This is a genomic window from Neobacillus bataviensis LMG 21833 (assembly GCF_000307875.1).
GTDB classification, from domain to species: domain Bacteria; phylum Bacillota; class Bacilli; order Bacillales; family Cytobacillaceae; genus Neobacillus; species Neobacillus bataviensis.
Map to the genome: position 1 here is coordinate 1 of NZ_AJLS01000006.1, position 22,541 is coordinate 22,541.

22 protein-coding genes are annotated in these 22,541 nt (G+C 39.6%); 17 read left to right on the forward strand and 5 right to left on the reverse strand.

What is annotated here, in order from left to right; all coding sequences use genetic code 11:
- Window positions 1–431: 431 nt before the first annotated feature.
- From BABA_RS01085 to BABA_RS01125, 10 genes are all read left to right on the forward strand, one after another.
- Window positions 432–1,877: a M23 family metallopeptidase gene (locus BABA_RS01085; protein WP_007083265.1), complete on the forward strand. Its 1,446-nt coding sequence runs from the start codon at window positions 432–434 to the stop codon at window positions 1,875–1,877.
- Window positions 1,878–2,076: 199 nt separating this feature from the next.
- Window positions 2,077–2,787 (forward strand): response regulator YycF, encoded by a 711-nt coding sequence (yycF, locus tag BABA_RS01090; RefSeq protein ID WP_007083266.1) that lies wholly within the window; start codon window positions 2,077–2,079, stop codon window positions 2,785–2,787.
- An 8-nt stretch (window positions 2,788–2,795) separates the two neighbouring features.
- Window positions 2,796–4,622, forward strand: a complete 1,827-nt coding sequence (gene walK / locus BABA_RS01095; protein ID WP_007083267.1) for a cell wall metabolism sensor histidine kinase WalK — start codon at window positions 2,796–2,798, stop codon at window positions 4,620–4,622.
- The gene (locus BABA_RS01100) at window positions 4,619–5,941 is read left to right on the forward strand and encodes a YycH family regulatory protein (RefSeq protein ID WP_007083268.1); all 1,323 of its coding nucleotides are present in this window, start codon (window positions 4,619–4,621) and stop codon (window positions 5,939–5,941) included. The genes walK and BABA_RS01100 overlap by 4 nt, the downstream gene beginning before the upstream one ends.
- The gene (locus BABA_RS01105) at window positions 5,928–6,725 is read left to right on the forward strand and encodes a two-component system regulatory protein YycI (protein ID WP_007083269.1); all 798 of its coding nucleotides are present in this window, start codon (window positions 5,928–5,930) and stop codon (window positions 6,723–6,725) included. The genes BABA_RS01100 and BABA_RS01105 overlap by 14 nt, the downstream gene beginning before the upstream one ends.
- 6 nt (window positions 6,726–6,731) lie before the next feature.
- Entirely contained in the window at window positions 6,732–7,526 is a 795-nt protein-coding gene (locus tag BABA_RS01110) for an MBL fold metallo-hydrolase (RefSeq protein ID WP_007083270.1), read from the forward strand.
- Between the two features lie 418 nt (window positions 7,527–7,944).
- A complete protein-coding gene (locus tag BABA_RS01115; RefSeq protein WP_007083271.1) occupies window positions 7,945–9,177 on the forward strand; it encodes a S1C family serine protease in 1,233 nt (410 codons plus the stop codon).
- 143 nt (window positions 9,178–9,320) lie between these two features.
- Complete coding sequence (locus BABA_RS26280) at window positions 9,321–9,479, forward strand: CxxH/CxxC protein (RefSeq protein ID WP_007083272.1); 159 nt, start codon at window positions 9,321–9,323, stop codon at window positions 9,477–9,479.
- A gap of 100 nt (window positions 9,480–9,579) precedes the next feature.
- Complete coding sequence (rlmH, locus tag BABA_RS01120; RefSeq protein WP_007083273.1) at window positions 9,580–10,059, forward strand: 23S rRNA (pseudouridine(1915)-N(3))-methyltransferase RlmH; 480 nt, start codon at window positions 9,580–9,582, stop codon at window positions 10,057–10,059.
- Between the two features lie 94 nt (window positions 10,060–10,153).
- Window positions 10,154–11,350, forward strand: coding sequence for a class I SAM-dependent rRNA methyltransferase (locus BABA_RS01125; protein WP_007083274.1), 1,197 nt, complete (start codon window positions 10,154–10,156; stop codon window positions 11,348–11,350).
- An 83-nt stretch (window positions 11,351–11,433) separates the two neighbouring features.
- Here BABA_RS01125 and BABA_RS01130 read toward each other — a convergent pair whose 3' ends face one another.
- The 3 genes from BABA_RS01130 to BABA_RS01140 all read right to left on the reverse strand — a co-directional run bounded on the left by BABA_RS01130 (window position 11,434) and on the right by BABA_RS01140 (window position 15,455).
- Window positions 11,434–12,900, reverse strand: coding sequence for a S8 family serine peptidase (locus tag BABA_RS01130; RefSeq protein ID WP_007083275.1), 1,467 nt, complete (start codon window positions 12,898–12,900; stop codon window positions 11,434–11,436).
- Window positions 12,901–13,218: 318 nt separating this feature from the next.
- Complete coding sequence (locus tag BABA_RS01135) at window positions 13,219–14,010, reverse strand: 3D domain-containing protein (RefSeq protein WP_007083276.1); 792 nt, start codon at window positions 14,008–14,010, stop codon at window positions 13,219–13,221.
- A 275-nt stretch (window positions 14,011–14,285) separates the two neighbouring features.
- Entirely contained in the window at window positions 14,286–15,455 is a 1,170-nt protein-coding gene (locus BABA_RS01140) for a uracil-xanthine permease family protein (RefSeq protein WP_007083277.1), read from the reverse strand.
- Window positions 15,456–15,693: 238 nt separating this feature from the next.
- Here BABA_RS01140 and BABA_RS01145 point away from each other — a divergent pair, with 238 nt between their 5' ends.
- From BABA_RS01145 to BABA_RS01160, 4 genes are all read left to right on the forward strand, one after another.
- On the forward strand, window positions 15,694–16,335 hold the full coding sequence (locus BABA_RS01145) for a TetR/AcrR family transcriptional regulator (RefSeq protein WP_007083278.1): 642 nt from the start codon (window positions 15,694–15,696) through the stop codon (window positions 16,333–16,335).
- A 65-nt stretch (window positions 16,336–16,400) separates the two neighbouring features.
- Window positions 16,401–17,312, forward strand: a complete 912-nt coding sequence (locus BABA_RS01150) for an ABC transporter ATP-binding protein (protein WP_007083279.1) — start codon at window positions 16,401–16,403, stop codon at window positions 17,310–17,312.
- Entirely contained in the window at window positions 17,305–18,150 is an 846-nt protein-coding gene (locus BABA_RS01155) for an ABC transporter permease (protein WP_007083280.1), read from the forward strand. Before BABA_RS01150 ends, BABA_RS01155 begins: the two co-directional genes overlap by 8 nt.
- A gap of 15 nt (window positions 18,151–18,165) precedes the next feature.
- On the forward strand, window positions 18,166–18,687 hold the full coding sequence (locus BABA_RS01160) for a DUF6609 family protein (protein WP_007083281.1): 522 nt from the start codon (window positions 18,166–18,168) through the stop codon (window positions 18,685–18,687).
- 154 nt (window positions 18,688–18,841) lie between these two features.
- Here the strand turns inward: BABA_RS01160 and BABA_RS01170 are convergent, their stop codons facing one another.
- The gene (locus BABA_RS01170; RefSeq protein WP_007083282.1) at window positions 18,842–19,309 is read right to left on the reverse strand and encodes a hypothetical protein; all 468 of its coding nucleotides are present in this window, start codon (window positions 19,307–19,309) and stop codon (window positions 18,842–18,844) included.
- Window positions 19,310–19,323: 14 nt separating this feature from the next.
- A complete protein-coding gene (locus BABA_RS01175) occupies window positions 19,324–19,803 on the reverse strand; it encodes a GyrI-like domain-containing protein (RefSeq protein WP_007083283.1) in 480 nt (159 codons plus the stop codon).
- Window positions 19,804–19,916: 113 nt separating this feature from the next.
- Here BABA_RS01175 and BABA_RS01180 point away from each other — a divergent pair, with 113 nt between their 5' ends.
- The 3 genes from BABA_RS01180 (at window position 19,917) to BABA_RS01190 (ending at window position 22,415) form a co-directional block, all read left to right on the forward strand.
- Window positions 19,917–20,879, forward strand: a complete 963-nt coding sequence (locus tag BABA_RS01180; protein ID WP_007083284.1) for a helix-turn-helix transcriptional regulator — start codon at window positions 19,917–19,919, stop codon at window positions 20,877–20,879.
- 168 nt (window positions 20,880–21,047) lie between these two features.
- The gene (locus BABA_RS01185; protein ID WP_420805970.1) at window positions 21,048–21,836 is read left to right on the forward strand and encodes a nitroreductase family protein; all 789 of its coding nucleotides are present in this window, start codon (window positions 21,048–21,050) and stop codon (window positions 21,834–21,836) included.
- 78 nt (window positions 21,837–21,914) lie between these two features.
- Window positions 21,915–22,415: a DinB family protein gene (locus tag BABA_RS01190; protein WP_007083286.1), complete on the forward strand. Its 501-nt coding sequence runs from the start codon at window positions 21,915–21,917 to the stop codon at window positions 22,413–22,415.
- Window positions 22,416–22,541: the final 126 nt, after the last annotated feature.

The following is a 22,541-nucleotide window of genomic DNA, read 5'->3' on the forward strand; positions in this document are numbered from 1 at the left end:
TTCGATTCCGTCCTGAGCCATTCTCAAAAAGGAAGTTTGCATTTGCGAACTTCCTTTTTTTATCCTCATTATCGTTACTTTCGTAACGCAGTTGTAATGATATTTCCTATTTTTTACAAATAATCCCCATAGTTTGTCCTGATTTGTCAAACTTAAATCTACTACTCTAGGACTATATTAATCCCTAATATAATAGGCTTTATCCCCTATCTTTCCGAAAAAATTCAGATAAAAAACACGAAGAATTGACTAGCATATTTCAGAAAAATGTAGGAAAATGTCAGCAATTATACATTTTTGTTACATTATTAAGACTATTACTCTTTTTAAATAAAACTATGTTAAAGTGAAAGAGGCTAAAATACTGGGAAACGCTTTACAAGATGAAAAGTCAAGTAGATAAGGGTTTTACCGTGGTTTAGGAGGAAAAAATGTTATTTTCAAATAAAAGATCAAAAGGGTTTTTATTCTTAAAGACAACTGTTGTTACTGCCGTGGCTGCGTCTGTAATCGCCTTTAGTAACGGACCGGTTGCATTTGCGACATCATCAAAAATGACTACCCTTTATCATGTGTATGTTAATGGTACATATATAGGCAATGTTACCGATAAGGAAGTTGTAAATAAACTCATTGCTGAGAAAGTCGATACAGCTAAGAAATCCATAAAGGATATAAATTTTAACATTGGTTCACAGGTTCAATACATACCAGAACAGGTTTTCCAAACAGCAACGACGAATCAAGAAACAGTCCAAACGATTAAAAATACATTCGAGCTTCAAGCAGAAGCTTCCGCAATCGTCATTGATGGCACACCGGCTGTTTACTTGGATCGTAAAGAAACAGCTGAAGAAGTGATGAAAAAGCTAAAGCTGCAATATGTGACTGAAGATCAATTAGCTGAACTTGAGGCAAGAAAAGCTCAAGAAAACACAGCTTTACCTGCATTACAAGAAAATGAATCTCGTATATTAGACGTTCATTTATCAAAAAATGTTTCAATTGAAGCAAAGAATATTGCTCCAGAAAAAATATTGTCTGCAGATGATGCAGTTGCCTTTTTACAAAAAGGTACATTAGAAGAAAAGAAGTATGCGGTTCAAGCAGGCGATGTGCTCGGAACCATTGCTGAAAAACATGATTTGACGAAAGCTGATCTTATAGCTTTAAACCCTGGTCTAACTGAGGATTCTCTTTTACAACTTGGCCAAGAATTGAATGTCACGGTGCTTAAACCATTTGTCGAGGTAATGGTTAATAAAGAAGTGAACCAAAAGGAAGAGATGCCTTTTGCAAATGAAATCGTTGAGGACGCATCGATGCCAAAGGGTGATATAAAGGAGAAACAAGCAGGTCAAAATGGTTCTCGTTCGGTCACATATGCAATCTCAGAGCAAAATGGTGTAACGGTTAAAAAAGAGCAAACAAACGAACAAATTCTATTGCAGCCTGTCAATCATATCGTATTGAAGGGAACAAAAGTGATACCTTCCCGTGGTGAAGGAAGCTTTGCCTGGCCGACAGTTGGCGGTTATGTGTCCAGTCAAATGGGCCAGCGCTGGGGCAAAATGCACAAGGGAATTGATATTGCCAGACCGAGCAACCTAACAATTAAGGCAGCCGATAATGGCGTCGTTGTTTCTGCGGGCTTCACTAGCGACGGCTATGGGAATAAAGTGATCATCGACCATCAAAATGGGTATCGCACACTTTACGGTCATATGTCATCACTAAATGTTAGAGTGGGGCAAACCGTAGAAAAAGGCACTGCAATTGGTGTTATGGGCGCAACTGGTGATGCAACAGGAGTACATCTTCATTTTGAAGTGTATAAAAATGGCGGTTTGGTTAACCCAATTTCTTATTTACATTAATAGTGAAAAAGTCTCTAGCATCTGCTAGGGACTTTTAATTTTAGGTTAACAAATTATACAATAAATCCCATGCCAAATGTGTTAAATGATAGTAATGGGTGAATTTAAGCGAATAAAATGGTAAAGTAAACTAGTATAGATATGACTTCTAGATGTATTTCATTGTATAGATTGTAATTGAATGAAAAGGAGCAATGGTATGGAAAAGAAAATTCTCGTAGTTGATGATGAAAAACCAATTGCTGATATTTTGCAATTTAACTTAAAAAAAGAAGGATATGTGGTCTATTGCGCCTATGATGGAAACGAAGCGCTCCGTTTGGTAGAAGAAATACAGCCTGACTTAATTCTCTTAGACATTATGCTTCCACAAAGAGACGGGATGGAAGTGTGCCGAGAAGTCCGGAAGAAATATGAAATGCCGATCATTATGCTGACCGCAAAGGACTCTGAAATTGATAAAGTGCTAGGGCTTGAACTGGGTGCCGATGATTATGTGACAAAGCCATTTAGCACTAGGGAATTAATTGCCCGAGTAAAGGCGAATTTACGCCGCCACAATCAAATTCTCACACAGGCAGATGCAGAAAATGAAACGAACGAAATTGAAGTTGGTTCGCTTGTCATTCACCCAGATGCTTATGTGGTTTCTAAACGAGGCGAAACGATTGAACTGACACACCGTGAATTTGAATTGCTCTACTATTTAGCGCAGCATATTGGTCAGGTTATGACAAGAGAGCACTTGCTGCAAACTGTATGGGGTTACGATTATTACGGGGACGTACGTACTGTAGATGTAACCGTAAGACGCTTGCGTGAAAAAATTGAGGATAGCCCGAGCCATCCAACATGGATTGTCACGCGCCGCGGGGTTGGATACTATTTACGCAATCCTGAACAGGAGTAGCTTACTTGATGAAAAAGGTTGGTTTCTTTCGTTCTATACACGTAAAATTTGTTATCATCTATGTCCTCCTTATTCTGGTAGCTATGCAGATTATTGGGGTTTATTTTGTCAAACAGCTTGAAGAAACATTACGAACAAACTTCCAAACATCGTTAAAAGAACGCGTAAATTTGCTTACCTATAATATTGTGGAGGAAATGGGAAAGGAAAGAACACCTGAGGATCCGACACTTGAAGAAGATATCAAGAAGCTCCTTCGAGACTTTGATGCAGGTGACATTTCTGAAGTCCGCGTCATTGAAAACAGATCCCTTAAAATTCTCGGAACATCAAATCAAAGTAACCAAGGCGTTGTCGGACAAAGGGCTACAGAGCTTCGAATCAAACAATCAATGGTGTTAGAAGAGGATCAAAGTGCAATCAAGATTGACCCGCAAACGGAACATCGAATTTGGCTCCTCTCTACCCCGATAAAGTCAGGGAAAAAGGTGATTGGTGCCATCGATCTTGTCGCAAAAATTGAAAATGTGTTTGAACAAATGAAAACGATCAATACGATTTTCGCAACCGGAACAGGAATAGCCTTATCAATTACAGCCGTATTAGGGATTTTGTTGGCTCAGACCATTACCCGACCCATTGCTGATATGAAGAAGCAGGCCCAAGCGATGGCAAAAGGGAACTTCTCACGGAAGGTGAAAGTATACGGTAATGATGAAATAGGCGCCTTGGCGGTTACCTTTAACAACCTGACGAAAAAACTTCAAGAAGCGCAAGCGGGAACCGAAGGGGAACGAAGAAAGCTGTCTTCGGTCCTATCGTATATGACGGATGGCGTGATTGCTACCGATAGAAAAGGAAGGGTTATCCTAATCAATGAGCCTGCAGCCGATATGCTGAATGTTTCACGTGAAACAGTCCTTTCCCAGCCAATTGTCTCGTTATTAAGTTTAGAAGATACGAATTCGTTCGAGGATCTGCTCGAGGAAAAGGATTCTTTAATATTAGACTATAGTACGAAAACGGAGCGTTATATATTAAGGGCAAACTTCTCCATCATTCAAAAAGAAACAGGCTTTGTGAACGGATTAATTTGTGTCCTTCATGATATTACGGAGCAGGAAAAAGTGGATGCGGAAAGAAGAGAATTTGTCGCAAATGTTTCCCATGAACTAAGGACGCCACTCACAACGATGCGCAGTTACTTAGAAGCACTTGCTGATGGGGCATGGCAGGACGCAGAAATTGCACCTAACTTTTTAGATGTAACGCGGACTGAAACAGAGCGCATGATCCGCCTCGTTAATGACCTGCTGCAATTATCAAAAATGGATAGTACGGATTATAAGATGAACCTGGAGTGGGTGAACTTTGTTGATTTCTACGACCGCATCATTGATCGGTTTGAGATGTCCAAAGAGCAAAATGTAATCTTCAAAAGAAAGCTGCCGAAGCAAGCCATCTTTGTCGAAATTGATGAAGACAAAATGACACAGGTATTGTACAACATTATTTCAAATGCCTTAAAATATTCACCGGAAGGCGGTCAGGTCACTTTTTCGATTAAAGAAAAGGAAGATAGGATTATAGCCAGTATATCCGACCAAGGTGTGGGAATTCCGAAAGAGAATATTGGCAGGATATTTGACCGTTTTTATCGAGTGGACAAGGCGAGGGCCAGAAAATTGGGTGGCACGGGACTTGGACTGGCGATTGCAAAGGAAATGGTCAATGCCCATGGCGGGGATATTTGGGTAACAAGTGCGGAAGGAAAAGGGACAAGGATTTCCTTTTCACTGCCATACGAGCGTTCTGAAGAGGATGAATGGTCATGAGATACGAAAATATTAAATCAGGCATTTTAACCATATTAGTCTTGGTTAGTATTCTGTTAACATGGAATCTTTGGACCTACCAGCCCAATTATGACACGATGGAGAAAAATAAATATGTAGCAGAAGTCACGGTAAGTGAAAAACAAGAGGTCCAAAAGATTGTTAAACCGGATCGAGTATTATTTCACATAAAAGGACAGCATTATGGAACGAACAATACGGCTGAACTTGAAAAAATGATTAAGGATATGGGCCGGTGGTCCATTTTTGATGTAAAAAATTACTCTGATAAGGTGGAAAATATCGAGGATTTAATCCATGGCAACGGCAATGCTGAAATTATTTTTCCAGGAGAGGTGCCGATTGAATTATATCGAAGTGTCTTACCTATTGAAGGAAAAAGGGTACCTTCCTTCAACTTCAATCGGATTATTATTAATGTTGAGGATGCAGAAAAGGAAAATGGGATTGTTTATTTTGCTTCCACTGAAAATCAACAAGTCTATATCGGCCATATTTCATCCACTAATTTAAATGAATTTAATCATGACTTTTATAAAAATGCTAACCGTTACCCACAGTATTTCGCTTATAAAGCAACTGACAAGCGCACTCTCTTTCTGCCTGAAACAGAAACAGAAATGACCACGTATAAATATTTACCTGTTACGCTTAATTCAGATGAATTTAAGGATGCACTTTTTAACGATCCAAGCTTTGTTCAAAAAAGTCCTTTGGCACATGGTGAAGAATATACAAACGACTCAAGTAAAATGAATATCAATTTCGATACCAATATCCTTAGTTATGTGAATCCAACCGCAGCTGATAATTATCTCGACAGCTCCTATGGGTTGGTTAAAAGAAGCATTGATTTTGTGAACGAACACGGCGGATGGACGGATGCCTTTCGTTTCGTTTCAAAAAGTGAATATCAACAATCTGTTACCTTCCGATTGTACAGCATGGAAGGGTATCCCGTTTTTAACGATAGAGGACTTTCTGAAATTAATGAAGTTTGGGGTAAGGATGAAATCAATAGGTATGTCCGGCCCAATATTTCATTAGATCTGCCATTAGTAACAGAAACAAAAAGGGTTACGCGCCCATCGGGACATGCAGTTGTGGAGTTTTTACAGAAGAAGAAAAACTTTAAGCCAGAGCTTCTTGATAAACTGATTTTGGGCTATCGAATGGAAAGGGATTCGGAGGAGAAAAAATTAATCCTTTTAGAACCTGCCTGGTTCTATCTTTACGATGGAAATTGGGAGCAAATTACGATGGAAAATCAGGGAGGATTGAAGTATGGATTGGAGTAAAATAAAAACTATTTTTATTATTACCTTCTTAATTCTTGATGTGTATCTCCTATTTCAATTCATGAAAGTCCGAGATGCCAATAAGTATGAAGTCGCAACAGAGGCCTCTTTTGAAGAAAAGCTGAAGGCAGATGAAATTACCTATGGGGATCTTCCTAAGACATCGATAAAAGGGCAATATCTAAGTTCAACTCCTAAGACCTTTACGAAGGGCGATTTGGCAAAGCTAAAAGGTCAGACATTTTCGTTAAAGGACGAGAATAATACGCTGCAGGTAACATTGGATAAGCCTATTCAACTAAGTGCAAAATTTGAACCTGCCGATCTTTCAGCTTTTTTTAAGGATAATATTCTTTTCGGTGAACACTATCAATTTTGGGAGAAAAATGATAAAAAAAATACGATTACCTACCTTCAACAATATGACTCATTCCCCCTATATAAAAATATAAAAGGAATGATTACATTTACGCTGAATGCCGATAATCAAATTATTTCTTACCAACAAACCTATTTAGAGGATTTTAACACGCTAACGGCTAAGGAGGAAATCCTCGCGCCATTAAAGGCGATTGAAACATTGCATCAAAAGGGTGTATTAAAACCAAAGAGTAAAATTACAAAGATTGAACTTGGTTATTCTTCCATGGTCAAATTAGCGGCTTCCCAGGTGTTAGCACCAACCTGGCGCTTTGTAGTTAATGATAAGGAAAGTCTGTTTGTCAATGCCTTTGAAGGGCAAATTATTGATTTTAATAGCGATGAAAATAGTAAAGTGGAGTGAGGCAGTATGTCGTTACGATACAGCATCCTAGCAAGCGGGAGCACGGGGAATGCCTTGTATGTAGAGTCGGATGAACATTCCTTTCTAGTGGATGCCGGGTTTAGCGGAAAGCAGATGGAGTCGCTTTTCGGACAAATAGACCGTGATATCAGCAAGCTTTCCGGGATTTTTGTCACACATGAACATAGTGACCACATTAAAGGGATTGGTGTTCTCGCCCGTAAATATCATTTACCTGTATTTGCAAATGAAAAAACATGGCGCGCCATGGAAAGTTCAGTGGGCGCGATTCCAACCGAGCAAAAGTTTGTTTTTAACATGGAAACGGTGAAGAGCTTTGGGTCGGTTGATATAGAATCGTTCGGTGTCTCCCACGATGCCGCGGAACCGATGTTTTATGTCTTCCATCATGGCGGGAAAAAGATCGTTCTGATTACCGACACCGGCTATGTGAGCGATCGGATGAAAGGGATCATTTCCAATGCTGATGTGTATATTTTTGAATCGAACCATGATGTGCAAATGCTGCGAATGGGCAGATACCCTTGGAACATCAAACGCAGGATCTTAAGTGATGTCGGCCACGTCTCCAATGAGGACGCAGCACTGGCGATGAGTGATGTGATTGGAGATCGAACCAAACGGGTCTATCTCGCTCATTTAAGTCTAGATAATAACATGAAAGACTTAGCAAAGATGGCGGTAGCGCAAACCTTAGAAAGCCGCGGCCATATGATTGGCGAGCAATTCCAGTTGTATGATACAGACCCGAAAATACCAACCGCTTTAACCGCAGTATAGAATTTTTATAAATGGAGTGCTCTTTTTTAGGGGCGCTTCATTTTTTTACATAATGGAAGGGATATAAGTTTAGGAAAGGTTCTACGTGACCAAAAGGGTTAGGAACTGGCGAAAAAGTCATGTAGGAGGAGTCTACATGACCGAATGAGTTAGAAACTTGAAAAATGGCCACGTAGGAGGGTTCTACGTGACCGAAAGGGTTGGAAACCTGGAGAAAGGTCACGTAGGGGGGTTCTACGTGACCAAAAGAGTTAGCTGGCTGATGAGGTCTTAAAGGTATTAAAAATTTGTGAACGAAGTCGTAAGTTTTCCGTAACGGGATGCAATCTTTTAGTAATTTAAGGATGAACGAGTATAATTGTTATTATAAGCCAAAATAGTAGATAGTAACCTTTTTGGGAAGAGAGGAATGGTGTTAATGGGCTATTATGATGAGAATCCACAGGGGCGATATCGGGAGCAAAAAGTAAAACGAGGCGGGTATTTTCTCACCAGTTTAATTGGAGCCATTATTGGTGCACTTTTAGTGGTCTTTTCCATTCCCACCTTGTCGAAGCAAGGTGTCCTGCCCTATACAATTAATCCTAACCAAAATACGGCAACGGAAACTAATAATACGAACCAGCAAAATGTCATTCAACAGCAGGTCTCCTATGATGTGAATACCAATGTTACAAAAGCTGTTGAAAAGACTGGCGATGCGGTTGTCGGCATCAACAACATTCAGTCGTCAAGCTTTTGGACGGATAATGCCGATGCAGAAGAGCCCACTGGCACAGGTTCAGGTGTTATTTATAAAAAGGCAGGTAATAAGGCCTTCGTTGTAACCAATCATCACGTTGTCGAGGGGGCTACTAAACTTGAAGTAACCACGGCGGATGGAACAAAGATTCCGGCGGAACTCTTAGGCAGTGATATATGGACGGATTTAGCGGTACTTACCATTGATGCTGACAAAGTAAAGAAGGTAGCGGAATTCGGTAATTCTGACAGTTTGAAAATGGGAGAACCGGTCATCGCCATTGGGAATCCGCTTGGCGCCACCTTCTCCGGCTCCGTCACACAAGGAATTATCTCGGGGTTAAAGCGAACAATTCCTACTGACATCAATCAGGATGGTCTGGTGGATTGGCAGTCAGAGGTGTTACAAACTGATGCAGCGATTAATCCCGGCAACAGCGGTGGTGCTCTAATTAATATGGGGGGGCAAGTGATTGGGATTAACTCAATGAAAATTGCCCAAAATGCTGTTGAAGGAATTGGTTTATCAATCCCGATCAATTCTGCGAAGCCAATTATTGATGATCTTGAAAAATTCGGCACAGTGAAACGCCCATATATGGGAGTTGATTTAAAATCAGTTGCGGAAATACCTGCTTATTACCAAGAGGAAGCATTGAAACTCCCTCACGATGTGAATTATGGTGTAGCATTAAGGCAGGTCGTACCGAATTCACCAGCATCACAGGCGGGATTAAAAGAGCTTGATGTCATCGTCGAGATGGATGGTCAAAAAATTAATGACGTCATCGATCTCCGAAAACATTTATATCAGAAAAAGAAGATTGGCGAGAAAATGACGATTAAATTTTACCGAGATGGCAAGCAAAAGGAAACAACGTTAACATTATCGGCGGAGAGATTACAGTAACTGCGTTGTGTAAAAGCAGGAAAGTGAATTTGTGGTTCACTTCCCTGCTTTTTATTATGGTATTATAAGTGAGGTCGTAAGTATGATGGTAGTTAGAAAAGTTCAAAATAACAATAACGATCTAGTTCGGGAGGGTGAAGAGTGTGATTTATAGTTGTGAAGAACATATAGAAATAGCATTAGATGATATTGTGGATCAATTTCAAACATATCCGGTATTATCAAAAGTTCCTGTGGATAAGTCATCAACAGGCTGTGAATATTGCGAAAAACAAGCTGTATATATGGTAGAGAACAAATGATTCCATACAAGATGTGGATAAAAATTGTGAATATGTGGATAACATTTGTGGATAACTTGTTTGTAAGATGTTTGTAATCAAATAAAGAGGGCTGTGGATTGTGAATATCTCGATCATAACCGTTGGTAAGTTAAAAGAGAAATATCTCAAACAAGGAATTGAGGAATATTTAAAAAGATTAACCGCCTATGCAAAAGTGGATGTAATTGAAGTAGCGGATGAAAAAGCACCAGAAGAATTAAGCGTGCTGGAAATGCTGCAGGTGAAGCAAAAAGAAGGCGAACGAATTCTCGCGAAAATAAGCCAGGATACATATGTAATTGCTTTAGCGATTCAAGGAAAGTTGGCATCGTCTGAGGAGTTGGCGGATTCATTAGATAAACTCGCTACATACGGAAAAAGCAAAATTGCCTTTGTGATCGGCGGATCATTGGGGTTGAGCGAGGATGTTTTGAAGCGGTCAAACGAAGAACTTTCATTTTCGCGGATGACCTTCCCCCATCAGCTCATGCGGCTGATCTTAGTTGAACAGATATATCGGGCTTTCAGGATTAATCGTGGTGAACCTTACCATAAGTAAATGAGATTTTATTTAAACCTATATAAATAATAGCTATAAGGATGATCACTAAACAATATTGGGCGTAGTAAAAATTTTTTGATAGGATGACAAGATGAAAAAAGATGTCACTTTAACAGTAAAGAGCAAGTTTGTAAATAAATATAAAAGTGGTTATCCACTCATATCAAAGGAAGCCATAATTAATTGGAACGAAGTTACTGAAGAAGGAACCATTATCCAACTTGTTGATGAAAAGAACAAGTTCATAGCTAAGGGCTATTTTGGCAAACAAAACAAAGGTTACGGGTGGGTTCTTAGTAGAAACGAGAATGAACAAATCGACCAAAGGTTTTTTGTGAATAAATTGAGGGATGCGATCAACTATAGAGAGCCGTTTTTTAATAGCCCGGATACCAATGCCTTCAGAATAGTAAATGGCGAAGGCGATGGTTTAGGCGGATTAACCATCGAGTATTTTGATGGCTACTATTTAATCAACTGGTATAGCAAAGGAGTTTACCGCTTTCGGGAGTATATTATAAATGCGCTGAAGGAATTGGTGGAGTATAAAGCCATTTATCAAAAGAAAAGATTTGATGTCAGCGGGAAATATATTGAAGAAGATGATTTCGTAGCGGGAGAAAGAGGAACCTTCCCGATTATCGTAAAAGAAAATGGAGTAAATTTCGCTATTTACTTAAATGAAGGTGCGATGGTTGGTGTATTTTTAGATCAACGAGATGTAAGGAAAAGAATCAGGGATGCTTATGCGGAAGGAAAGAACGTACTAAACACCTTTTCCTACACAGGTGCATTTTCTGTATTTGCTGCTGCAGGGGGCGCCGTTAAAACAACAAGTGTGGATTTAGCAAATAGGAGCTTAAACAAGACCCTTGAACAGTTTAGCTTAAACGGGATAGATGCAGACGCACAGGATATCATTGTTGAAGACGTGTTCAAATACTTTAAGTATGCGGTGAAAAGGCAGCTAACATTTGATATGGTTATACTGGATCCTCCAAGCTTTGCAAGGTCAAAGAAGATGGTATTCAGTGCTGAAAAGGACTACAAAAATCTTTTAAAGGAAGCTATTTCTATAACGGAAGACGATGGCATAATCGTAGCCTCCACCAATTCCAGCTCTTTTAATATGAATAAGTTTAAAAGTTTTATTGATCAAGCATTTAGAGAAACAGGCAGGAAGTATCAGTTGGTTGAGGAATTTCCCCTGCCGAAAGACTTTAAAACAATAAAGGAATTCCCAGAGGGCAGCTATCTTAAGGTTGTGTTTATAAAGAGGTTGCCATGATAAGTGACTGTTCTTTAAAAAGGAAGTATTCAAAGTCTAGCTCATTAATAAAACCGCTGAGTTTATACTCAGCGGCCTTACTATTATTTTTTAGGTTTATCCTTTGATAAGAAGTTATAAACGTTGGCTTCGCCTTTCCCGAATAGCGGATCTGCCCCAACTTTACCAAAATCAATAGAACTTTGTCTGATGGCGGCTGCCACTTGGGAAGGATTATACTCAGGGTGAGCAGCTTTAATAACTCCTGCTACACCAGCGACTTTCGGTGCTGCCATGGAAGTTCCATGTAAATAAGAATAGCCATGCCATTTTCCGTCACTGAACTGCGTAGTTGCATTCCCACCTGCGACCGGATAAGAAGGGTAAGTAGATAATGTTCGATAAGTGTAATCACGTTTATCTAAATAGTTTCCGGCTGGATTCTGACGATATAAACTATCATATAATGGGCCATTATCCCCACCAGGACCAGCCACGTCGATACCATTTCCATAATTGGAGTAGAAGGCAATATTCTTATCGGACCATTCATTTGAGGAAGATACCGTAATCACCCCTGGAATTTGGGCTGGTACGACACGAGATGGACCTTTAATATCTAGACCGTAATTTGTCTTCCAATATGCCTGCATATCATGTAAATCACTCAGGTTTTTGGAGTCATTACCGGCAGATACCACAATAGTAACTCCTTTTTGGATTGCATACTGAACAGCACGGTGATAGGCTACCATTGAAGCCGATTCACCTTTCTCATCTAAGTTATGGGCCATCCAACGCCAGCCCCCAATTGACATATTAATCACTTCTACCCCATCGTTTGCTGCTGCTACAATTGCATCGGTAATCCATGATTGTTGTGCTCCTCCGGTTGCTCCAAAAACACGGTATGCTCTGACCGTTAAATCTGGGCCTACACCTTTAACCTTCCCATTAGCTGCAATCGATCCAGCTACATGTGTACCGTGGCCATTTTGATCCCAAGCATCATTTGTGCCCGGTACGAAGGTTTTTGAACCAGCTAGATCGGCATTTTCCTTCAAGTCCGGATGGCCAAAGTCAATACCTGTATCAATAACGGCTACAACCGTTTCATGATTACCTGTATTTAACTTATAAGAATCACCTTCATGTGTTAAACGCTGCATGTCCCATTGTTTATCCCAATAGCTTTCTGCGCTTGAATCCAAAGTGACCTTTTGCCCATTTGGGGTACCAGGAGTAAAATTAACGGCGTCATCCGGGTCAGTTTCTAAGTATGCTTCAAGTTCCCTTCCAGCTGAATGAATGTTTGTATCTTGTTTCACCTTTGAAAGGAAGGTCGGTTCTGCAGATGCTACTTCAATAATCCCGATTTCAGGGATAACTCTTTCAACAGCCCCTCCTGCCTTGGAGATTGTTTCTGAGAAATTACCAGGTAATTTCCCTTTATACGCTAATACATAATGCTCCTTTTCAGGTGCTGCCTTTGTTTTATTTGTTGGCATCCCCACTAGTAAAGAAAATGATAGAGCCGAACAAATAGATAGAACTGCTAGTTTCTTCTTCATTTAATTTCCCCCTTTAATTTGTCTATTAAAAACAAGTTAATTATAAGCTATTCAATCTATTTTTTGGGGTATTTATCTGAAGATTTTAAATAATGAGACGTAATGTCTAACTATAATTTTCCATTATTCAATTTCATAGTTTTAAGTGGGCACTTTTTCTTACTACCAAAAGACTAATTAGTTGGGTGTTTATCTTAAGGGCAATTTCATCTATCAGCATGATCGTTTCATCATTGCTAAGTCCAGTGATTACCCACATAATAAATAAACTAAAAAAAACACTGCAAATCCCAATATTAATGGGTTGCAGTGTTTTTTTTAGTTTAGAATTGTAACGTTTAATTGTTTTCTTCCAAAATTGATGGCATCTTGTTTAGAAGGAATAAAGACATCAATTTTATTTCCTTTAATGGCCCCGCCCGTATCTCCGGCGATGGCTTCACCATAGCCTTCTACATATACTTTGCTTCCAAGTGGAATAACCGATGGGTCGACGGAGATGACTTTTTGATTTGGGTTTTCTAAAAGATCCATTCCAGTCGCTGTAATACCGGAACAGCCCTCACATGATGCCGTATAGGCTGTCGCTTCAACTGTAATTTTCTTTGAACTAGGTGCTGCAGCTTCCACTGCAGGTGCACTTTCAACTGGTGCTTGTGGTGCAGGTGCACTTTCCGTTGCTGCTGGAGCTGGTGCAGACGCTTCAACTGCAGGCTGCACTGGCTTATCTGATAAAGAAATTGTAGTAGTCTTTACACCCTCATAGATTACTAGATTTAATCCAGGATGAATGAGATCGCTATGTAATTGATTCCATTCTTTAAGTTGAGAAACGGTTACCTGATGGTTTATAGCTATGCCCCATAATGTGTCCCCTTGTGTAACAGTATATTGCTTTTCCGCTGCAACGGTTAGGACATCCCCAGGGTGAATGAGATCCGTAGTAAGTTGATTCAACTTTTGTATATGTTCAACAGATGTATTATTTGCGCGAGATAGGCCCCAAAGGGTGTCCCCTTTTTGTACAGTAATTGTTTCAGCGTGTACATTAGCACTTACAGTTACTGAGAGTACAGCAACTGCCAAAATTGATACCATTTTTTTAAGCATTTTTTTACCCTCCATGTTCTTAGTTGCTAATTTCTATAATCGTAACATAGGATATTCTAATAAAAAGAACAGGCAGGTGTTAATTCGTTTACATCCGTGGCATTTATATTGCGATAATATTTCTGAAATAATCTAGTAATCAGAGAGTAATATACGGAGTTAGGAGTTAGAAACCCTTTTTAAGTCTTGGTGAAAAGTATGAACGTTCACTTAAGTTGTTGACTAACAAATAAAAGGCCATTCCGCAGCAAGTGTCGTGGAATGGCCTTTTCATTTTAACGTTCGTTCTTTGTCGTAAAATCAGGTACGAGCCAATAGATGAGCAATCCAGCAATGGTGGCGTAGGCGATACCATTATGAGCATATCCAACTCCGATGATGAAGATGATTGCGACAATGACCAAATTTTTCATATTAGCCAGACTTACATTTTCCTCCAGGAGGTGACGGATCCCCATAGCGGCAATCATACCAAACAATAAGATACATATGCCGCCCATGACTGCAACTGGAATGGATTGGATAACAGCTCCAACTTTACCGAACAAGCCAAGAAGAATTGCAAGAACAGCAGCACCTTGAATGATTCTACTGGAAAACTGGCGTGTGATAGCTAGAACCCCGAGGTTTTCTGCGTAAGTTGTTTGTGCAGGTCCGCCGATGAAGCCGGAGATTAATGTTGCAATGCCATTCCCCCATAGGATGCTTGAAAATCCAGGACTCTTTGTCACATCTTTTCCTGTAATCTCATTTAGGACAAACATATGTCCAAGGTCTTCAATGATGGTAACTAGGGCAATCGGCGCCATTCCTAGGATCACGACCCACGTGAATTCTGGCATGACGACATGTGGAAGAGCAAAAATCGGTGCACTGGCGATGACATCAAAATCAACAAATCCACGCACCGCGGCATAAGCATACCCAATAGCAAGACCAATTATGAGCGGCAAGAGGCGGATCACCTTTGTACCTGCAAGCGTAGCAATGACCGCTGCAAGAAGGCTGACGATAGCAACATCCCAATGGGTAGAAGCCATATTGGTCACCGCCGTGGTTGCCAGCGAAAGACCAATTATACTTACAACCGGTCCAACGACAACTGAAGGAATGACTTTTCGGACTTTTTCAAAGCCGACAAATGAAATGATAATAGATACAATGGCATAAACAATGGAAACACTGATAAGGCCTGCAACCGCTTGACCTGGTGAATGTAGCTTCCCCACATACAACGCTAGCGGGGCAATAAAGGCAAAGGATGAACCTAGATACGTAGGAACCTTTCCGCGTGTAATAAGATGGAAAATCAAGGTTCCTAAACCACTTGCAATAAGTGCACTTCCTGGATCAAGACCGGTTAGTGCTGGCACCAAAACTGTTGCACCGAACATGGCAAACAAATGCTGTAATGATAACGGTATCGCGCTGAAAAATTTTTTCAAACGTGTCCCCCCTTTTAATAGTGCCTTCATTTATGATATATTTCTTCAATTTAATTTTAGAATAAAAATTCATAAGAATAATAATTTATATCTTTTAGTGATTACATTTTTGTGTTTTCTGTAAATGAAGATTATTACAAGAAGGGAAAACACAACTCCTCATCTGAAAGATATATTGAAAATGAACCGGATGTCATTTATTATTACAGGGAATGAACGGATAGGGAGTGATATGGTTATGCCAAAAGTGTCTGAAGAACATAAGGAGCAACGGATTCAACAAATTCTGCTAGCAGCATCTGAGGTGTTTAAAAGCAAAGGGTATGAACAAGCGACACTGAAGGATATTGTTGAAGAAGCGGGGATGAGTCGCGGATGGATCTATTTATATTTTAAGGATAAAGTAACTATTTTTCTTGCATTAATAGATTATTTAGATGCACAACTAGAGGAGCGAATAGCGGCCTTGCTAAAAGAAAATAAAGGATCTGCCCATGGTGTATTAATCAGTTATTTGCAAGAGACTAGCCAATCGATTGATCATCTTGAAGACAGTGTTGTGCCTGCCATCTATGAGTTTTGTACGACAGGGTGGAGAGAGGAGCAAGTACGTGAGTTTTTTGTGAATCGATATATTCGTGTGACAGCGATATTTATTGATGTGATTGGCAGAGGGGTTGAAGAAGGGGAATTCAAACCGACCCAATCAGTGGATGAAATCGTGAAATATATGATTTCTGGTCTAGACGGAATTATGCTGCATAGTTTGGCGTTTGGCTCACAGCAAATTAATGCGGTGCAGCAAGTGAACCAATTGACAAACCAGTTGATGGAAATGCTTTCTGTAAATTTTAATAAAATAATGGAAAAAAATTCTTGAAAATGAACCATCTGTCATTTATTATTAATGACAGGTGGTTCATTTATTTTTGAGGGTGTGTTGATATGGCAAATGACATCATTAAAGTAGAAGGCTTATGTAAAGAAATAAAGGGCAAGAAAATAGTGAAAAATGTATCATTTTCAGTAAAGGAAGGAAGTATCACAGGACTTCTCGGTCCTAACGGTTCTGGAAAAACAACCATCATCCGATTGTTAAGCGGGGTCATTGAACCTTCAAGTGGAGACATCACGGTAATGGGCCAGAATCCATTAACAAATGGCGAGGAAATAAGGAAGAATTCTGGTATTGTAACTGAAACTACTAGTTTATATGAAGAAATGACAGCTTGGGAGAATCTCATGTTTTTCTCTAAAATTTACGGCGTGCGTGATTCAAAAAGATCAGAGGAACTGCTGAAAGCCTTTGGCATGTGGGAGCATAAAGACAGTACGATAAGTACCTTTTCTACGGGAATGAAGAAACGTGTCTCCCTTGCGAAAGCGTTGCTTCAAAAACCTAGAATCCTATTTTTAGATGAACCTACAAACGGACTGGATCCCGAAGGAATTCATCTAGTTCTCGGCTATCTGAAAGCGCTGTGTGAGAAAGAAGGTGTTACAGTAATCATCTGTTCCCATGTGCTGCAGCAACTCGAGGGGATTTGCGATACGTATCTGTTTATTAAACACGGCGTATTAATGGAAGGCGGTTCGATGGAAGAAATTGAAAAGCGCCACCTCAGAAATATATCTGTAGACATAGAAACGGGGTTAACAGTGGAGGAAACAGTCTTCGCTGGTTATCCGTATCAAACCATCCGAAAGAATACATTAAGATTTGAACTGAAAAGCAAAGAGGACATATCTCCACTTCTTGCTGCATTGCTTGAAAGAACATGGGTACATGGTTGTACTCTTAAAAATAATACTTTAGAAGATTATTACTTTCTCATTGGAGGTGAAATAAATGAATAAGGATATGATCAAGGCAATCGTTCGTAAAGACATAAACATAGTAATGAAAAGCTCAAAAACATGGGTGCCAATCTTTGTCGTTACATTTTTGTTTTGTGTCCTGTTTCCTGCCATTCTTGCCTATCTTGGTTTTCGTACCGAGTTTATTTCAGGAGAAACCGATGGGGATATCAAGAAAATGACCGAAAAAGTAATGGGTATGCTGTCAGATGGGGAGATGAAGAACACGTTACTCGAGCTGGGCAGCACAGGAAAAATGCTCTCGTATTACATGTTAAATTTCACCTTTATTTCTTTATTTCTAATGGTCGCAGTCATCAATTCCACAGTGACTTCATCAAGTAGTTTTGCGACGGAGAAGGAGAGGGGGACGTTGGAAACTTTGCTGTTCTCACCAATTTCTATTCGAGATCTGTTTATCGGAAAAGCGATGGCCTCATTTATCCCCACACTTGGAATCACTTATGTGGCCTATCTCGTGTGCGTTATCACTGTCAATGCCATTACCTATCCGGCCTATTCCAAACTGATCATGTTCAATGGGATGTGGTTTGTGATGATGTTTTGGGTCACCCCAGCTCTCATTTTACTCGTCATTTTGTTTAATGTGTTGGTTTCAGCACGTTCGAAAACACTGCAAGAAGCCCAGCAGCTCGGAGGAATTATCATTCTACCCGCAGTAGGTTTCGTTATTTCTCAAACGGCCGGTCTTTTTTTACTAACGGGTTGGATTTGTTTTCTAATTGGCTTGTTTTTGTTTGGAATGGTCGTACTTTTGTTAGTCTTAACGGCTAAATACAATAATCGCAATGTCTTGTTTGAGAGTCAAATTCGATAAAAAAGGAGTATATATATGGATACTCAACGAGTAAAGTACCCAAACCAACGTATAGCCGGACTTTGGTTTATCTGGATTGGCATCATCATCATTCTTTCAGCTATTTTTAGTAACCATTTATTCATCCAGCCTGCTCTTTTTGCAGGAGGATTTGCAATCGGCTTCTTACTCCTCTATATTCTGCCATTTAGTAAGAAAAAGCTTTCCTACGGTGAACCTACAAAAGTCCAAAAAATAGCAAGTAATGCTTCTTTAGCATTAATGGTCGTATTAATAATGGCAAGTGTTCAATGGATCGGCCATTCTGATCTAAGGACATTGTGGTTAAGTATTTTCTTGGCAGTCGGTATTCACTTTGTTCCTTTTTTTGTTGTACATGGTAAATCATTATTGTTATTGGCATTACTGACGATCCTGTGTTCCATTCTTGGGCTGGTTCTTACATCAGTTCCATTTCATTATTTTGCCTATGCCGACGCTATCATCAAAATTATCTTTGGTATCTACCTATTCACTAGAAGTCCCGAAGTTGCCTGAAAAAATAAAAGCACTAATTGGAAATATCACAGATACAATTGTTAGGCTTTGGCGGAAAAAAGTAACAGCACCCTCTATTTTAATGGAGAAGTGCTGTTTTGTTATTTGAATGCCTAGATGAATATTTGTTGCATGAATGGTGACTTTTGCTGCCTCAATATTCTCCTTTAATGACAAAATATGAGCCCCGAATTGTTCCAGCTAGTTTAGACTTCTGCCTAGCAAACTTAAACTTCCCTTCTAACTCCTTTGGTACCTCCATGCCGTCAGAAAGCTTTAAACCAACTGCCCGCTTCGGCTTAGGGTCATCAACCGTATACATGACGTTAATCGAAAGTCCATCCTCATAAAAGACGTAGGCCATTTTGATATTTTCCACTTGAAAACGCGACGTTTCTAACGGTTTGGCCGCAAACTCAATATCACGTTCTTCTTTCAAAATTCGATTTACATAATCAAGGGTCTCCTGGCTCTCGCTAGCTGGTACAACCGTAAATTCATGCTTGTATTTGTTCATAAAGTAACGGGCTTCATTCGCACGTAACCCAGCAAGGGCTTCTGCTACAGGTGAAGATTCTAGTCCAACCGTAGATACATTTTTAAAATCAACAATATAGGACAATTCCATCGCTCCTTTTATTTCCTAACAACAGGAATCCACATTTCACCAAATACGGAGCCATTTCGCTGCCCCATCTCAACCGTTGTATTTGGTCCGCCGACATAGGCAACATCCTTAGCTTCTGCCAAAGCTTGACCAAAGGCAATGCCAGTAAGCATATTACTCAATTCACCAGACGTCTTCGCTTCCCCTTTAACAACCAGGTATTCCCCCTTAGGAAATTGGATGACTCTGGTTGCTTCTGGTACCGATTCCTCTGTCATGACCCCAGCATAATGCATCATTTTGTTATTCACCGCTTCGTTCACGGCAAAAATGTAGTCGTTTGTGGCTAAGGCTTTTAAAGTGTCAAGCCTTCCATCTTGTTTGACAGCCTGCCAAAAGTCTGCCTTTTCCTTGGTTATGCCGGCAAAGTCTGTGTAATCGCTCGTAAGCTCCGTTCCAATACCTAAAACGGTGAAGCTGTTTTTTTCTTCTAGAGTATAATCTGCCATATTCAAAACCATCCTTTTTTTTAAAAAGTAAATCAAATGATTTGTCTTTTCACTTGATGGGTTTATAATAACCCTAAATCATGTCAAAAAATGATACTGTTTAGGAGGACCCGATGAAAAAAGTTGAACGGATTAATATCATTATGCGGTATATCAACAACCGCGCCCACTTTACCATTTCTGAAATCATGCGAGAATTCAACATCTCTCGTTCGACAGCTATGAGAGATATCAGAGAAATTGAAGCAATGGGGATGCCGCTTGTCGCTGAAGTTGGAAGGGATGGGGGCTATTTTGTCATGAACAACTCTGTCCTGCCCACTGTCCGCTTTACCGATAATGAGATTAAAGCCCTTTTTATTGCCTTTATGGCCACAAGAAATCAACAACTCCCTTATCTAAAGAGTCGTCAGTCTTTAGCTGAAAAATTACTTGGCCTCCTCTCCGAAAACCAGCAAGAGACCCTCGTTCTTTTAAATCAAATCTTGCTTTTTGAAGGAACCAACCCCAATAATCCCGACCTGCTTGACCTGTCAGACCTCCCCCATCCAATGTTAGAAAGGCTCATCCAAATCCTCCTTTTGGATCGCTATTTATTGATTTCCATCAAAGAAGAGAAGGTAATCAAGTCCTATCCCATTTATCTCATGCACCTTTATCATGAAAAAGGACTTTGGCTGATTGAAGGCTTTGACTTAAAGGATGAAAAGAGACAGATTTACCCAGTCGACAATCTCACCAATGTCGAATCATACTCTACGAAAAATAGATTAAGTAAGAAAAAGATTTTAGAAAAACTAAGTAAGCGGGAAGAAGTAATGAACTTTGTCCTTGAACTTGGTCCAAAGGCGATTGCCCAGTTCAAAAAATACCATCCTTTAAACGTTTCAATTTCCTATACGAATCCTTACCAAACCACAGCCATTCTAAAGACTTTTATCAATGTTCATAATCCCGATGAATTGACTGAAATAACAAATTGGCTACTTTTCCTAGGTACGGATATCAAGGTCAGGGAAGTGCCAAAAGAAGTCTTAGAAGGTTTACAAGAGAGATTATGCTTATTTTGCCCATAAACAGTGCATGTTAAAACCCAAATAATTATGAGCTAGGCTAGTTGCCGGTTCCCTTTGTGTTTCCTATTCGATAGACTATTCTGAATCCATGCTATAATATTACCAAGTGGAAGATTGAATTTAATATGCAAAAGATTGTTCAAACACTTACATATGCGATTATAAGGAGTGATTGCTTTGGAATTAAATGATGTTATATTCGGACACAGGTCCATTCGAGAATACGAGGATAGGGAAGTAAGTCAAGAACTGCTAGAGCAAATACTAGATGCAGGAATTCGTGCCTCATCAAGTGGCAATATGCAAACTTATTCGATTATCGTCACAAAAGACAAAGAGCTTAGGCAAAAACTTTACACTGCACATATGGAACAATCGATGGTTGTGGATGCACCCATACTATTAACCTTTTGTGCTGATTTTAATAGAATGAGAAAATGGCTCTCGCTCAATGATGCACCTGTACATTTTGATAATTTCATGAGTTTTATGATAGGTGCTATTGATGCTTCTTTGGTAGCACAGAACTGTGCTTTAGCAGCAGAAAATGCAGGGCTAGGCATTTGTTATATGGGCTCAACGCTTGCAAATTGTGATCAAATTGGTGAACTACTAAACTTACCGCCAAATGTCGTACCAGTTGTGGGTTATTCATTAGGATATCCTGCAGAAAACCCTGCCCCGCGTGATCGATTGCCTAGGCATGGAATTGTTCACTATGACCAGTATCGTGATTATGCAGACGATGAAATTTTAGAAATCTACAAAGAAAGAAATGAAAATGGATGGAAACGCTATATGGACATTCCTAGGCTAAAGGAAATGACAGAACGCTTGGGATTAAAAAATCTAGCTCAGGTCTATTCCATTGCCAAATATTCGCAAGAATCTCACATCGAGTTTTCACAGACCGTGCTAAATTATTTGGAGAAGCAGAACTTTATGAATAATGATTGAGGTTTGACGAATAAGTATAAGGAGCATATGAGATTGGTCGGGAACTTCAGAATTATATTATTACGGGGGTGTGAAAGCATGGTTCATGCAAAAGATGTCATATCCGATCAGTTGTTAGCAAATGCTAATGATCCTAGCTGGTACGTTCCATTTTCAGATTCAGTTGAAAGCTTGTCAGAGGAACAAGCATTTTGGAAGCCCAACGAAGAAAGTAATAGTATTGCTGAAATTGTACAGCATCTATTATATTGGAATCAAACATGGCAAACGAGGTACCAAGAATCGCATGTTAATGCTGTGCCCTCAATAGGAAGTAACAATAATAGCTTTATAATTCCTGAAAAAGACACATTTACTGACTTAAAAACCCGGCTATTAAAGGTACTTTTAAAATGGCAAGATTTACTGACTGAAGAAAGAGTTGAAAGTGATGTAAATGGTTTCCCTGAACAGGTGAAATGGTGGGGGGTACTAGGAAATGTTTCAACTCATAATGCATATCATATTGGCCAAATCATTTATATTAGAAAGTTGCAAAATAGTTGGAAATTGGCTAATGGAGAAGAAGATAACAAATAAGCTGAGATTTTCCGGTTAACTAGAGAATAGAGCTCGGTTCGTGGGATATAAGCGGAGGTTTCCCGATTAAGCAAAGGAGAATTACCCATTTTCACGTTTTTTGAGTAAATTGGTCTTCTGTCAAGA